This is a genomic window from Neisseria polysaccharea, assembly GCF_963392925.1.
Taxonomy (GTDB): Bacteria; Pseudomonadota; Gammaproteobacteria; order Burkholderiales; family Neisseriaceae; genus Neisseria; species Neisseria polysaccharea.
The window spans coordinates 142,977-157,324 of sequence record NZ_CAUJNZ010000003.1 but is presented as its reverse complement, the minus strand read 5'-3'; the positions used below and the strand labels follow the sequence as shown (position 1 = coordinate 157,324).

General features: G+C 51.4%; 11 protein-coding genes. 3 read left to right on the top strand and 8 right to left on the bottom strand.

The window, feature by feature from the left end; genetic code table 11:
• Window positions 1-106 precede the first annotated feature (106 nt).
• The 3 genes from RDY34_RS03275 (at window position 107) to RDY34_RS03265 (ending at window position 3,757) form a co-directional block, all read left to right on the top strand.
• Window positions 107-895, top strand: coding sequence for a YadA C-terminal domain-containing protein (locus tag RDY34_RS03275; RefSeq protein ID WP_308073488.1), 789 nt, complete (start codon window positions 107-109; stop codon window positions 893-895).
• 149 nt (window positions 896-1,044) lie between these two features.
• Window positions 1,045-1,965: a glycosyltransferase family 2 protein gene (locus RDY34_RS03270; protein WP_308074367.1), complete on the top strand. Its 921-nt coding sequence runs from the start codon at window positions 1,045-1,047 to the stop codon at window positions 1,963-1,965.
• Window positions 1,966-2,095: 130 nt separating this feature from the next.
• On the top strand, window positions 2,096-3,757 hold the full coding sequence (locus tag RDY34_RS03265; protein ID WP_308027187.1) for an electron transfer flavoprotein-ubiquinone oxidoreductase: 1,662 nt from the start codon (window positions 2,096-2,098) through the stop codon (window positions 3,755-3,757).
• A 238-nt stretch (window positions 3,758-3,995) separates the two neighbouring features.
• On the opposite strand, the gene RDY34_RS03255 is transcribed toward RDY34_RS03265, so the two are convergent.
• The 8 genes from RDY34_RS03255 to gcvH form a co-directional block, all read right to left on the bottom strand.
• Window positions 3,996-4,490 (bottom strand): nitrous oxide reductase accessory protein NosL, encoded by a 495-nt coding sequence (locus RDY34_RS03255; protein WP_308074368.1) that lies wholly within the window; start codon window positions 4,488-4,490, stop codon window positions 3,996-3,998.
• Entirely contained in the window at window positions 4,487-5,317 is an 831-nt protein-coding gene (locus tag RDY34_RS03250; protein WP_003753910.1) for an ABC transporter permease, read from the bottom strand. Before RDY34_RS03250 ends, RDY34_RS03255 begins: the two co-directional genes overlap by 4 nt.
• On the bottom strand, window positions 5,314-6,210 hold the full coding sequence (locus tag RDY34_RS03245; RefSeq protein ID WP_003753908.1) for an ABC transporter ATP-binding protein: 897 nt from the start codon (window positions 6,208-6,210) through the stop codon (window positions 5,314-5,316). The genes RDY34_RS03250 and RDY34_RS03245 overlap by 4 nt, the downstream gene beginning before the upstream one ends.
• A 57-nt stretch (window positions 6,211-6,267) precedes the next feature.
• Window positions 6,268-7,623, bottom strand: coding sequence for a nitrous oxide reductase family maturation protein NosD (locus RDY34_RS03240; protein WP_308074369.1), 1,356 nt, complete (start codon window positions 7,621-7,623; stop codon window positions 6,268-6,270).
• Window positions 7,624-7,795: 172 nt separating this feature from the next.
• On the bottom strand, window positions 7,796-9,757 hold the full coding sequence (gene nosZ, locus RDY34_RS03235; RefSeq protein ID WP_308073494.1) for a TAT-dependent nitrous-oxide reductase: 1,962 nt from the start codon (window positions 9,755-9,757) through the stop codon (window positions 7,796-7,798).
• 127 nt (window positions 9,758-9,884) lie between these two features.
• Window positions 9,885-12,191, bottom strand: a complete 2,307-nt coding sequence (locus tag RDY34_RS03230) for a 4Fe-4S binding protein (protein WP_308074370.1) — start codon at window positions 12,189-12,191, stop codon at window positions 9,885-9,887.
• Between the two features lie 247 nt (window positions 12,192-12,438).
• Entirely contained in the window at window positions 12,439-13,686 is a 1,248-nt protein-coding gene (hemA, locus tag RDY34_RS03225; RefSeq protein WP_003753897.1) for a glutamyl-tRNA reductase, read from the bottom strand.
• 151 nt (window positions 13,687-13,837) lie between these two features.
• Complete coding sequence (gene gcvH / locus RDY34_RS03220; RefSeq protein ID WP_025456893.1) at window positions 13,838-14,224, bottom strand: glycine cleavage system protein GcvH; 387 nt, start codon at window positions 14,222-14,224, stop codon at window positions 13,838-13,840.
• Window positions 14,225-14,348: the final 124 nt, after the last annotated feature.

Below are 14,348 nucleotides of genomic sequence, written 5' to 3'. Positions count from 1 at the left end.
AAAAAAAAAAAAAAATGGATAAAATAATACAACGTATTATTTACAGAGTAAGGGTCTGAATATATAATCGGAGGATTACGTTAACTTTACTCTAATCGATACAATCATGACCCACTCCGACAAAAAACATACGGCAATATCCAAACTCATCCTCACAGCAGCAGCCACAGGAATCGGCATATCCGCCGTGCCATACGCTCAGGCTGACGACAGTGCGGCAACGTCGGTCAGAAAGCTGAAGATAGAAAACCCAATAACTGATGATGACAATAAACAAACAGTTGAAGATACATACGATCCGGAGAACGTTATTACACGTGGGCCGTTTCCCATCGGCTATAACGGCAATGGCACCCTGATTACCAACATTGCAAAGGGTGGGATTTATTCGGAATCGACTGATGCGGTTACCGGAGATCAACTGTATCAACTGTATAACCACGTACCTGAAAAGATTGATAAAAAGCTTGAGGAATTTATTCAAGGTTTACCTAATAGAATTGAGTCTGGATCAGACGTTAAAATTGAATATTCAGAGGAAACTTCAGGACTAACTCTAACCCTTTCCGAAAATGGGAAAAAGAAAATCAACAATATGTCCTCCTCTGAACGGATTTCCTCTATAGAGCAAAAAGTCGACAAGTTGGATAAATCAATGAACGGCGGTATCGCCAAAGCAGGAGCGATCGCACTCCTTCCTCAACCGACTTATGCGGGACACTCGATGGTATCTGCTTCTACGGCACACTACAACGGCGAACAGGCTCTTGCAATCGGTTACTCCAGCCTCTCAGATAACGGCAAAGTAATCCTGAAGGCAGGTGCTTCGTTCAATTTCTCCGGCAACAATACCAAAAAACCGTTATTTGGAGCGGCTGTCGGCTATCAATGGTGATCTTCCGCCATTAATACCTATTGGAACACAGCCTATAGTAAAAATGCCGCACTTGCAGATAAGTGCGGCATTTTGGATTTTGTATGCAGGCCATATCCTAAAGTTGCCCATCTGCATACTTCGCCTTTTACAACAAATTAAGGATTCAGATGTACTCCAACGATAAAGCAACCTCCGATAATCTACCCAGTATCAGCTTCATCCTGCCCGTCTATAATGTTGCACCCTATATCCCCCGCGCGCTCGAAAGCATATTGCGTCAAACGGTTCGCAAAGAAATTATTCTGATAGATGACGGTTCGACAGATGGCAGTGCGGAAATCTTGGCGAAATATATGCACCAATATCCCTTCATTACCGTTGTCAGCAGCCAAAACAGGGGCGTGGCGGCGGCACGCAATGCCGGATTAAAACTTGCAACGGGGGATTTCATTATGTTCTTAGACCCCGATGACGAACTTTACCCCATAGATTTCGGTTTGTGGGCAAGACTTGCTCAAGATAACGGACTTCAAGCGATTAAAGGCGTATATCTCCGTCCTCCTTATGAAGAGGGGAAAAATATGTTGAGGTGTAAGCCCGTTTTTCAATTTAAAGAACAGCACAATGGGAAAATCTCATCTATGCAGGGGATATTGATGCAGAGTCTGCCTCATCACTGGCCTCTACACAATATGTGCTTTATGATTGACCGTCGCCACCTTGTCGCTACGGGTGTTACCTATCGCAACGGTATGCGTTTTGGGGAAGATATGGTTTTCATCTCTGAATTTCTGATTGCAGGCGGAAAAATCTTGGAGGTTGACATTCCCTTTTTTATTTACCACCGCAGAAAAGGAAGTCTGACAACCGCCCTACCCGACCACAGGCTGACCGATTACCTTCACAATCTGCTTACCTACCTCGTACCGCTGATGGAAAGGCAGACCGATTCAAGATACGCAGAAACTGTCCGTCAAATCCTACTGATTGAATTCGATAAAATTGGCAGAATTGTCAAAAATTTCCCCGAACTGAAAAAAGAATATGACTGCCTCTTTGCGCAACTGCCGGATAAAAAATATCTTTGACCATATGGGGGCAAATGCCGTCTGAATGCCTGAGAAGCCGTTTCAGACGGCATTGTTTTATTTGGTAAGCGACTGTCTACGTTGTATAATTGCCCGCTTTAAAATCGATAACAAACATACAGGAACCGCCATGACAGAATCCATCACCCGCGACAGTATGCAATACGATGTCGTGATTGTCGGCGCAGGCCCGTCGGGTTTGTCCGCCGCCATCAAACTCAAGCAGCTTGCCGAACAAAACGGGCGCGAAATCAGCGTTTGCGTGGTGGAGAAAGGTTCTGAAGCAGGTGCGCATTCGCTGGCGGGTGCGGTTATCGATCCGATTGCGCTGAATGAGTTGATTCCCGATTGGAAAGAGAAAGGTGCGCCGCTGACGCGCACGGTAACTCAGGACAAGGTGTTGTTCCTGACGGAGAAAAAAGCGTTCAATCTGCCTGTTACCCCGAATTTCGACAATCACGGCAACTACATCGCCAGCTTGGGCGAAGTCGTGCGCTGGTTGGCGGAGCAGGCGGAAAATTTGGGCGTGGAAATTTATCCGGGCTTTGCCGCCGCCGAAGTGCTGTATCACGAAGACGGTTCGGTCAAAGGCATTGCGACCGGCAATATGGGCGTGGGTAAAGACGGCAAGCCGACCGACAGTTTCCAGCCCGGTATGGAACTTTGGGCGCGGCAAACCCTGTTTGCCGAAGGTTGCCGAGGTTCGCTTTCCAAGCAAATCATCGAACGCTTCAAACTCGACCAAAACAGCCAGTCGCAAACTTACGGCTTGGGCATTAAAGAAGTTTGGGAAGTGCCGTCCGAACAGCATCAGCCCGGTTTGGTGATACACAGCGCAGGCTGGCCGCTGGACAGCAAAACCTACGGCGGCGCGTTTGTTTACCATTTCGACGACAATAAAGTCGCCGTCGGTTTCGTGGTCGGTTTGGACTATCAAAACCCGTATCTGTCGCCGTTTGAAGAGTTCCAACGTTTCAAAACCCATCCCGAAATCCGCAAAACCTTCGAAGGCGGCCGCCGTATTGCTTACGGCGCGCGTTCGCTGATTGAAGGCGGTTTGCAAAGCCTGCCGAAGCTCTCGTTCAAAGGCGGCGTTTTAATCGGCGACGCGGCGGGTTTCCTCAATATGCCGCGCATCAAAGGCATCCATACCGCGATGAAGTCCGCTATGATTGCCGCCGAAGCCGTGTTCCCCTTATTGGAAAACCTTGAAGAAGTGGAAAACTTTAACAGCGGCAAAGAAGCGGAAAACTATCAAAAACTGTTTGAACAAAGCTGGCTGTATCAAGAGCTTTATGCCGCGCGCAATGTCCGTCCGTCATTCAAATGGGGCGTTTACCTCGGCTCGCTTTATACCGGCATCGACCAGATGATTTTCAGAGGCAAAGCCCCGTGGACCTTGAAACATCACGGCAAAGACAACGAGCAGCTCAAAAAAGCCGCCGCGTGCAAACCGATTGATTATCCGAAACCCGACGGCGTGTTGACCTTTGACCGCTTGAGCAGCGTCTTCCTTGCCAATCTCGCGCACGAAGAAAACCAGCCCGACCATTTGGTGCTGAACAATCCGCAAACGATGATAGACGTGAACTATAAAGAATACGCCTCGCCCGAAACGCGCTATTGTCCGGCGGGTGTGTATGAAATCGTCGAAGAAAACGGCAGTCCGCGCCTGCAAATCAACGCCGCCAACTGCGTCCACTGCAAAACCTGCGACATCAAAGACCCGACGCAAAACATCACTTGGATTTGTCCCGAAGGCGCGAGCGGGCCGAATTACGGCGGGATGTGAACCTTATTCCGCCGTTACGCCCGGTCAGGAATAAGGAATGGGGCCGTTGTTCAAACCTGCCCCGTTTGAACCCGTAATATAGTGGATTAAACTTAAATCAGGACAAGGCGACGAAGCCGCAGACAGTACAAATAGTACGGCAAGGCGAGGCAACGCTGTACTGGTTTAAATTTAATCCACTATAAAAAATGCCGTCTGAACCTTGGCTTCAACGTTCAGACGGCATTTTTGTTTGGATTTATTTGAAAATATAGGTATCAGGCATATCGTCGAAACTGACAACCTTACCGCCTTTATCCTTTGCAAATTTCTCAGCCTGCTCTTTGTTGCCGAACGGCAGCGCGTCTTCCGCACCCATACCGCCGATAAAACCGCTGTCAATGACATAAAAGGCTTTTTTCGCATCTATCCACTTCGTATCGGCATTGGGATTTGTCCAATCGGTAACATTGCCCATATCGGTAACGTAAATCACGCGGATGCCTTTGGGTTCTTCGGGCAGCTTGGTATAGCCGAACATCTGCTTGATGGTGGAGAACCAAACGGGCTGATCGGGTTTGCCGTTCAAGAAAATCTGGGCTTTAGGGCCGTTGTGTTCGGTCAGATTCATACTGCAATAGTGTCCGACCGAACGGTCGCTAATCTGCTGAGGTAAAGGAGGCGCCGCCTCTTCCGCCTGCCGGCAGGCACTTAAGGCGAAAACGGCAACAATTGCCAACAGGGTTTTCTTCATATTTGTCGCTTTCTAAAAATTCCGGCTGCCAAAACAAGCGGAATGATAACCCATAAAACCTGCGCAGTCAGCAAAATGGGGACGGTCAGGCTGATTTGTCCGCTCAAACCCGCCATACCCGCATACATGGCCGTATTTTCGTAACCGGTCAGGTTGAGCAGGCGGTAAATGTCGGTAGGATTGAACAGCAGCACGGTTTCAACGACAGGCGCGGTGATAACCTGTTTCGAGTCGGCAACCAGAATACCCAAAAGCGCCATATCGAAGATGACGACGAAAAACAACCACACACCGATGGAAATACCGGCCGCCGTCCCCCGCTCTTTGACTTTCGCACTAATCAAGTAGCCCATAGACAGAAAAGCCGCACCCAAAATCACGCTGGCGGCAATCAGAAGGGCAAAGGGTTTCCAAGCGGCGATGTCGAAACTGCCGTTGGCAAGTTGCAGCGTAATGCCTGCCAATCCGTAGCCTGCCGTGGTGGCAAGGGCGAGGATGATGAGGTGTCCGACAAACTTGCCGGCAAGGATTTGGTTGCGCGAAATGGGATAACTCAACAGCAACGCCATCGTACCGCGCTCAATCTCCCCAATCAGTGCATCGTAGGAGAGCAGCATCGCAATCAGCGGAATCAGGAAAATAGACAGGCTCGACAGGCTGACGACGGTAACGGTCAGCGGGTCGACCTTGACCGAACCAGTGGGCGAGCTGCCGAGAAAACCCAAAGAAAGGGCGAGTGCGGCAAGCAGGAGGGCGGCGGCAAGCACCCAACGGTTGCGCAGGCTGTCGCGGACTTCTTTGCCGGTAATAATCCAAACAGGGTTCATACGTCCTCCCTTTTCAAGAACTGTGCATACATTTCGTCGAGCGTCGGCGTGTGGATGTCGAGATAGGCAAGGTCGGACAGGCTGCCCAATTCGCCCAAAAGATTCATACGTTCTTCCGCCTGACATTGCGCCCGGTAAGAAATGCCGTCTGAAAGCGGCTGCCAGCGGCTGCTCAAGGTGCGCGGTGCATTGAGGCGGATATTGACGGTCAGCGGCAGTCCGCTTTGGACGTGCAATTCGTCCATACTGCCGTCAGCAACCTTAACGCCGTTTTTCATCACGATAATGCGGTCGGCGTGTCCGTCCAACTCGGCCAGGGCGTGGGTACTGAGCAATACGGTCGCGCCGCGCCCGTTAAGTTCGCGCACGACTTCGTAAAACATTTGTCGTGATGCAGGGTCGAGGCCGGTTGTCGGTTCGTCAAACAGCAGGACTTTGGGCTCGCCCAGCAGGGCTTGTGCCAAGGCAAGGCGTTGGCGCATACCTTTAGAATAAGTGCCGACGCGGCGGTGTGCCGCCTGTGAAATACCGACGCGCTCAAGCAGCCCCCGGTTTTGTGTGAGCGGCTGTTTTTTAAGTTTCGCGTAAAAGTCCAGCGTTTCGATGCCGGTCAGCGAAGGGTGCAGCGCAACAGTTTCGGGCAGGTAGCCGATTTGGCTGCGAAGCCGCGCCCCCGCTTTGCTGCCGGTACGTTCGCCCAAAAGCATCACTTCGCCTTCGGTCGGGGTAATCAGCCCGAGTATCAGCTTCATAATGGTGGACTTGCCCGCGCCGTTGTGTCCGGCAAGCCCGACGCTTTCTCCTGCCTTCAAAACCAAATCGACTTGGTTGACGGCTTTTTGCGCCCCGAAGCGTTTGGTGACATTCCTCAATTCGACATGATGTGTGGTCATGGTTGTTCCTTTTGTGTTTTCAGACGGCATTTGAATCCGGATGCCGTCTGAAGCAGACTAGTTCAAAGAACCGTTTTCCGCCCTGCCCCATTCCGACTGCCGCGTTTCGGCTTCTTTGAGCAACTCGTCCTTCATTGCCTGATAGCGTGTTTGGATTTTGGGGGCATAAGGCTTCATCAGCGGTTTGCTGTCCACCACGCCGCCGGGCAAAACGGCGGGAAACTGCGCCTGCGCCCATTTGACGATGCTGATTGCGGGACTGTTCATCAAGAGGCGCGATACGGGTGCGCGCCAGATGATTTGGTCGATAATGCCGTTGGGGCGGTACGCGCTGTCTCCGAAGCCGTCGCCGTTCAAATCGAACGCGCTGTTGTCGCTCCAATAGTTGCCGTGTCCGCCCTCGCTCCAGTCGAGAAAGCGCGTGCTGACGTATTTGACCTGGCTTTCGTTGTTGATAAAGGAATTGTCGTGCAGGGACGTGCCTTCGATGGCGGCGGTAAAGTGTATGCCGATTTGGCAGTTTTCAAAATGATTGGCGAAAAGTTTATCGTAGTTGGCATTGTAGGCGAATACGCACTTGCCCGCCTTGTTGATAATGTTGTCGTGAATATCGGAATAGTTGACATAGTTGAGCATGATGCCCTGGTCGCGGCTGCCGACGGCAATATTGTCGAATACTTTGAGCCGCTCGGAAAACATCAGCACATAGCCCATATTGTTGCCCACGGAAATATTGCCGCTGACTTCGCTGTCGTTGGTGTACATATAGTGGACGGCGAAACGCAAATCGCTGAAGCGGTTGTTTTTATAGGTGTTGTGCGTGCTGGTATTGGAAAAAATGCCGTCGCGGCCTTTGGAAATATCGTTGCCGACGACCTGCGCGCCGGGCGCGTTCCAAACGGTAACGCCGTTGCCGCGCTCGTTCACGCGCAAAGTCGCATCGCCAACAATTTTGTTCTCGCGCACCATCGCATCGGCAGAACCATGCAGATATACGCCGACCGAATTATCCAAAATATTGTTGTGTTCAATCAGGGCGCGCGGGGCGGTTTCTTCGAGATAAATACCGGCATCCATTGCAGGCAGGCTCATACCGGAACGGGTAACGGTCAGGTTGCGGAGCGTTACGTCCGGCGCGTGTATGGCTATGGTACGCCCGCTCCTGTCCCCTTCGATGGTTGCAGAACGGTCGGCAGGTCCTTCAATCGTAATCGGTTTGTCGATATAAAGTTTGGTTTGATATACGCCGGAAGCCAGTTTGAGCGTATCGCCCGCCTGGGCGCGGGCAAAAATTTCGGCAAGGTTGTCTTGCGGGGAAACGTGGACGACGGCTGCCGATGCCGTCTGAAAAATGCTGCCGGCGGCAAGTATCAGCACGGCCTTCAGCCATATACGGAGCGCGGATGTGTGCATAGTGTCCCTCTGTTTCGTTCGGTATGGCCGAACAAAATAAAGCATCATTCAAATGTGCCTGTTTTTATAGCGAAACCGCCTGAAACGGTACGGCAAGCGGTTTGGCTATAAATGCCGTCTGAAGACCTGTTGCCTTCAGACGGCATTCTCAATATTCAGCCGTCAGGCCGCATTATTTGGGATGAACAATCATCTGACCGGACATTTCCATATGCAATGCGTGGCAGAACCATTGGCAGTAGTACCAGTGCACGCCCGGACGGACGGCTTTGAAGGTTACGGAAGAAGTGGCTTGCGGGCCGATTTCCATAGCGATGCCGTAGCCTTCCAAAGTGAAGCCGTGGGTCAGGTCCTCGATGGTTTCGACGTTGGTAACGTAAACGGTTACTTCGTCGCCTTGGTTCACTTCAAACTGCGGAATGCTGAATGCAGGCGCAACGGCAGTCATGTACACGCGTACTTTGTTGCCTTCGCGTACGACTTTGGCGGCTTTTTCCAACTCAACACCGTCTTTTTTCGCCTGTTCCAAAGCATCCTGCCAGAACCACGGGTCTTTGCGGTCCCAAGTTTTGCCCGGGTTCAGTTTGGACGCGGCAACCAAACACAAGTCGTGCGGTTCGGCAAAAGTCGGATTATCGTGTACCAAACGCATTTCGTCGCCGGAGATGTCGATCAATTGGTCACACTCGGGTTTCAAAGGACCGGCATTCAAGAAGCGGTCTTTAGAGAACTTGTTCAAAGACACCAGCCATTGACCGTCGGCTTCTTTGGTCTCGCCCATGGTCGTATGGTTGTGGCCCGGTTGATAGTGAACGTCGAGTTTTTGTTTGATCGGATCGATTTTCTCGCCTTTGTAGGCTTTGATCGCATCGTCAATATTCCATTTCACCATTTGGCTGTCGATAAACAATGTCGTATAAGCATTGCCGCGACCGTCAAATGCAGTGTGTAACGGGCCAAGACCCAGTTGCGGTTCGGCTACGACCACATCGCGCTCTTTGATTTTGCCTGCAAACAAATCGTCCAGTTTGCTGACATCCAATACGGTAACGGTTGGAGACAGTTTACCGTTGAGCATGATGTATTTACCGTCAGGGCTTGCGTTACAGCCGTGAGGAGAGTTCGGCACAGGGATATAACGCGTGTATTTGGATTTGGCTTCAGCGCGACCGTCCAGCATTTTCACACCGTTAACTTCTTTGAAGTCGCCCGCTTTGATGCCTTCTTCGATGGCTTTCAGGTCGAAAACGACGCACCAGTCCTGCTCGTTGGAAGACGCACCTTGTACGGTCAGCGCGCGCTCGGAGTTGTAGCAGGTGGCAAAAGAATATTTGCCTTGATAGTCGGCATCGCCATTGTCCAGGTTACCGTCAACCAATACTTGCCATGCGATCTCCATGGTTTCGCCGTCGATAGCGGTGTACACGGCATTCCAGGTTTTTGCATCATCCAGTTTGCCTACGCCACTAACAGGAGTAATGTGTTCGCCGTTGGCAAAGACATAACCGGTTTTCGGATAACGTTGCGGACGCAGACCGTGAATACCTGAAGCATTAGGGATGTCGATGATTTTGTCGGCCTTCATCACATCCAGACGCACGCGGCAGACGCGGTTGTTTGCCTTGTCGTTGGCATAGGCATAGCGGCCGTCATAAGTTTGGTCGGTAAACGACAAGTGCGGGTGGTGAAGGTCGCCGTTGGGATAGCAGCGCAGGCCGCTGTCTTGTAAGAATTTACGGGTTTCTTCGGTAATATTGCCGTTGAGGACTTTCAAGCTCTCATTGGTACGTCCCCAACCGGTCGCGCTGTCCATATTGAACACGGGAATACGCATCAGTTCGCGCATGGAAGGCAGACCAATCAGGCGCATCTCGCCGGACTGACCGCCGGAAAGGAAGCCGTAATATTGGTCGAGTTCGCCCGGACCGACTTCGGAAGACAGTTGACCTGGTTTGGCTTCACCATGCTCCTTGGCGACAGGGGCGGCACCAGAAGCGGCAGCCTGTTCGCCGTCTTTAGAGCAACCCGCCAAACCCAACAAACCTGCACCGGCAATACCTGCACCGGAAGCAGCGGCCGTACCTAAGAATGAACGACGGCTCAAGCCGTTTTGTTCTAATTTTTCGTCTGACATACAACACTCCTTGGATAAAATACGGCAAACCGGTTTTCAGACGGCAAGCCGATGGGAAAAAATTTTATTATCCTTCCGGGGAAACCCTGTCTGCCTGACACTTTGGCTTCAGGCTTTCCCCGTATGCTTATTTTTCAGATTGCGCCGTTTCGGGTTTGACAAAATGGACAACCTGTTCCTGCGGCTGCTTGGAGACACTTTCCAATTCTCCTGATTTTGCAGCAGCCTGTTTTTGTTTTTTCTTATTCACTGCCACAACTTGCGGACAGCGCGTATCGTGGTGGTACATGACTTGGCAATGCAGACACTGGATACATTCGTTCGGATGGATATCTCCCTCCGGGGCAATCGCTTGTACAGGGCATTCATGCGTACAAATTTGGCAGGGATTACCGCACATTTTATAACGTCTCAGCCAATCAAACACGCGGAATCTGCCCGGCAACGCGATACCGGCTCCCAACGGACACAGATAACGGCAGAAGAAACGTTCGATAAACAGCCCTGCAACCAGAAGAGCAACGGCAAAGGCGACAAACCACCACTCGCGTACAAATTTCAAGATAATCGCCGTTTTGAACGGTTCGACTTCTGCAAATTTTTCCGCCGTACCTAAATCATATAGCGAAATTGCCAAAAGCCCGAAGAAAATCAGGTATTTGATGACGCTCAAGCGGGTATGCAGCATATGCGGCACGGTAATCTGTTTCACACCCAGTTTTTTGGCAATCCGGTTAGTCAATTCCTGTAATGAGCCGAACGGACACAACCAACCGCAAAACGTTCCCCTGTTCCACAGCAGCATGGTTGCAGCCGTGAACAGCCAAAGGATGAATACAATCGGATCCATCAGGAAGAATTCCCAATGAAATTCGGTAAGGATGGCGGAAAACAGCGTCAGCGTATTGACGACCGAAAGCTGTGCCTGCGCATACCAGCCGATATAGAAGAGCGTGAAGGTCAAAAAGGCGAGGCGGAAGCGGTCGTACCATTTTTCGTAACGCACAATCCAGTCTTGGAACAAAAACACCAGTAACAATATGGTCAGTGCAATGCCGACAACGATAATCTGCCCCTGTTTCGCTTTCCAAATCTGTTTCCATAATTGGTTGGATACACCGTTTTCAGCTGACGCATCTTCGGCAATGCCGTCTGAAGCGGTATCGGATGCCGCGGCAGGTACGGCTTCGACAGGCGCGCTGATTTCCACGGGCGGCGCTTTAGGGTCGTCGACGTAATAACCTTGGGGCAATTCGTAATCCAAATCGGCGGTAACGAAGGCTTTATCGTTTACGCTCAAGACGCGCTGAACCATTAATTGCAGACGCCACGGCTCCGCACCGTCAAACTCTACGCCTTCAGGGATGGTAAACCAAGAAACTTCTTTAAAACGCGGCGAACCGGCGGCAGACAGCGCGACGACGCGTTCGTGTTGGGCATCGGTAAAACGGAAGCTGTTCTCCCCCTGTATCATCTCGATACGGTCGAAAATACCGCCGCGCACATAGCCCGAACCTTTCCAAGAATAACGGCCCTCTCCGGCAACCAAAACCGCCTGCTGCCCGGGTTTCAGCCGTTTTTGCAGATGTGCCCAGCCGTCCTCACCCAGCAGGCTTTTACCGATGGAAGGCTGGCTGACCAAGGCAACATACAAATCAATAAAGGTATCGTCAGGATCGCCCTGTTCGGCGTGATCGGCCACGCCGGCCTTGCCGCCTTTCTCAAACAGTTTGTTGATTTGATCGAGCGTGATATGCAGATGGCCGACGGCCTTTTGTTTCAAAAGTTCGTCCCAAGACAAAATATCCTGCTTGTCGGGATTTGCCATACGGCGCGGACGGGTTTCTGCCGCAGGCGCGGCTTCCTGAACATCGGAAACGGATGCCGTCTGAAGGGCCTTGTCCGAACCCAGACGGTATTGGTTGGCAATGACCTTGTACGAACGCTGGATGCTGTCGTTAATCACCATCAGCGTAACAGTCGCACCGCTGATAATGTCGCCCGGCGCCACGCCCGGAGTCGGCGGATTTTTAATAAAGTTCAGACCGATATATTTGTCGATGAATTTATCGACACGCGACTGCGGGATACCGATCAGCATAATCGGTTCGTGATGGTCGACCAGTTTCGCCCCTGCTATCGTGCCGTCGTTTGCCAACGCCATCAGCGTATCGATCGGTTTGCTCGAATAACCGCGCGTATTAACCACATCGGTTGTAATATAGACCAGACCGAGCTGCTCGTCGCCTTTGTAAACGCGGGCGACCATGGGCTTACCTTCCGGTTTGCCGTAACGGTCCGCCCCCGGAAAGATTTCCGAAGGCTGTATTTTCGCCAGAAAATCAGGCAGACGCTCCGCATAAGCGGGCAGTGCCGCCGTCAAAAAGACAAAAGCGGCAAAAAACGCCGTTATCCGCGCCCGAAACGCAGACATACGCCGGATTGAAAAACAGGACATAGCTATCCCCGATATACCGATACTCTTTAATATTGATATTATATGAATCATCTATCGGCGATTTTTTGATGCAAATCAAATTTACAAATCTTAAAACCAATCCGCATACGGGATAATACTTTGTAATTACATCGATATAATGTGGGATTTCACGATGTTGTCAGGCGGCACAAAAATATGCCGTCTGAAACCCCTTCAGACGGCATCCTTTTCCGGCGCACCGTTATTTGTCCAAATGATAAATCTGCGCGACGGCATGAACCAAATCTTTATCTTCTTCCCCCGCCTTATTCAAGGTTTGGGTCGGTGAATGCAGCAGCTTGTTGGTCAGTTGGACGGACAGCCGTTCCAAAACCTCTTCTGCCGTTGCGCCTTTGGCAAGCTGTTTCATCGCATTTTCCAAGACCTGTTTGCGCGCTTTCTCTCCCTCATCCCTCAATGCCCTGATTAACGGGACACTCTGCCTGCCCTGCTGCTGCCTGACAAATTCGGCAACCTTCTCGGACACCAGCGTTTCGGCGGCGGCGGCGGCCTTCTGCCTTGCCTCCTTGCCGCTTTGGACGATATTGACCATATCGTCCACCGTATAAAGATAGGCATCATTCAAATCGCCGACTTCCGCCTCAATGTCGCGCGGCACCGCCAAATCAAGCATGAACAACGGCATACTCTGCCTTTGTTTCAATGCACGCTCCACCATGCCTTTGCCGACAATGGGCAACTGGCTCGCCGTTGAAGAAACTACCACGTCGTAATCGTGCAGAATGGCAGGCAGATCGGACAGCAGACACGGTTCGGCGTTAACACCGAGCTTGTCGCACAACTCCTGTGCACGCGCCAGCGTCCGGTTGGCAACCGTCATCAATCTGGGGTTTTTAGCAGCAAAATAAGTAGCAACCAACTCAATCATCTCACCCGCACCGATAAACAAGACATTCAAATCGCCGATGTCGGGGAAAATCTGCTCTGCCAACTTGACGGAAGCGGAAGCCATGGAAACCGAGTTCTCGCCGACAGCGGTATCGGTACGGATCTCTTTAGCAACGGAAAAGGTTTTTTGGAATAGGGCATTGAGTTTCTTACCCATACTTTCCTGCTCTTGAGCAACCCTGACCGCATCCTTAATCTGTCCTAAAATCTGCGGCTCGCCCAACACCATCGAATCCAGCCCGCAGGCAACTCGGAAGGCATGGCGCACGGTTTCCTGCATATCCAGCGTGTACAGATACGGACGGATTTCTTCAATCGGCAAACTGTGGTAATCGGCAAGCCATCGGATGATTTCTTCCGAATCGCCGACGCAGTAAAGCTCGGTGCGGTTGCAGGTAGAAAGGATTACCGCCTCCGTTGCCGCATTGCTTCGGGCAAGATTGCGGACGGCTTCGGGCAGGCAGGCCGCGGTAAACGCCAGCTTTTCCCGTATGCTTAAAGGTGCGGTTTGATGATTGAGTCCGACGGCGGTAAGTTGCATGAAAAAATCGGTAAAGATGAATATAGGCCGTTATTATAGCCTAACTGCTTCCTTAAAACACGGACAAAAAACTGCACCTCCGACCGCAAAAATGCCGTCTGAAGGTGCAGTTTCCGTTTGTCCGGCGGTTGCCGTCGAGCAGCCGGGCGGTTTAATCCACTTCGCCCGCGTATTGTTCGGCAGTCAGCAGACTGTCGTAATCGGCAGGATTGGCAGGTTTGATTTTGAAGAACCAGCCTGCGCCGTAAGGATCGCTGTTGGCAGTTTCAGGTGCGCCGGGCAAGTCATCGTTGACGGCAACGACTTCGCCCGCAATCGGCGCATACACGTCAGATGCGGCTTTTACAGACTCAACCACACCGGCTTGCTCTTCGGCGGCAAGGTTCGCGCCGACTTCGGGCAGCTCGACAAACACGATGTCGCCCAACAGCTCTTGCGCGTGGTGGGTAATACCGACGGTGATGGTACCGTCTTCTTCAAGGCGCAGCCATTCATGGCTGGCAACGTATTTCAGTTCGGCCGGGATGTTGTTGCTCATGGTTTGATTCTCCATTGGTAGGGGTTATTTTCAGACGGCATCTATATGAATCAATATCCACAGATACCTTGTTCAAGGCTTTCTACAAACGTCCGTATCGGACAACAATTAAAACCTGCTTTCA

What these genes read in the sequence shown, in the direction of transcription:
- RDY34_RS03275 (WP_308073488.1), top strand. Translation starts at nt 107, where the DNA reads ATGACCCACTCCGACAAAAAACATACGGCAATATCCAAACTCATCCTC.
- RDY34_RS03270 (WP_308074367.1), top strand. Translation starts at nt 1,045, where the DNA reads ATGTACTCCAACGATAAAGCAACCTCCGATAATCTACCCAGTATCAGC.
- RDY34_RS03265 (WP_308027187.1), top strand. Translation starts at nt 2,096, where the DNA reads ATGACAGAATCCATCACCCGCGACAGTATGCAATACGATGTCGTGATT.
- RDY34_RS03255 (WP_308074368.1), bottom strand. Translation starts at nt 4,490, where the DNA reads ATGAAGAAAACCCTGTTGGCAATTGTTGCCGTTTTCGCCTTAAGTGCC.
- RDY34_RS03250 (WP_003753910.1), bottom strand. Translation starts at nt 5,317, where the DNA reads ATGAACCCTGTTTGGATTATTACCGGCAAAGAAGTCCGCGACAGCCTG.
- RDY34_RS03245 (WP_003753908.1), bottom strand. Translation starts at nt 6,210, where the DNA reads ATGACCACACATCATGTCGAATTGAGGAATGTCACCAAACGCTTCGGG.
- RDY34_RS03240 (WP_308074369.1), bottom strand. Translation starts at nt 7,623, where the DNA reads ATGCACACATCCGCGCTCCGTATATGGCTGAAGGCCGTGCTGATACTT.
- nosZ (WP_308073494.1), bottom strand. Translation starts at nt 9,757, where the DNA reads ATGTCAGACGAAAAATTAGAACAAAACGGCTTGAGCCGTCGTTCATTC.
- RDY34_RS03230 (WP_308074370.1), bottom strand. Translation starts at nt 12,191, where the DNA reads ATGTCTGCGTTTCGGGCGCGGATAACGGCGTTTTTTGCCGCTTTTGTC.
- hemA (WP_003753897.1), bottom strand. Translation starts at nt 13,686, where the DNA reads ATGCAACTTACCGCCGTCGGACTCAATCATCAAACCGCACCTTTAAGC.
- gcvH (WP_025456893.1), bottom strand. Translation starts at nt 14,224, where the DNA reads ATGAGCAACAACATCCCGGCCGAACTGAAATACGTTGCCAGCCATGAA.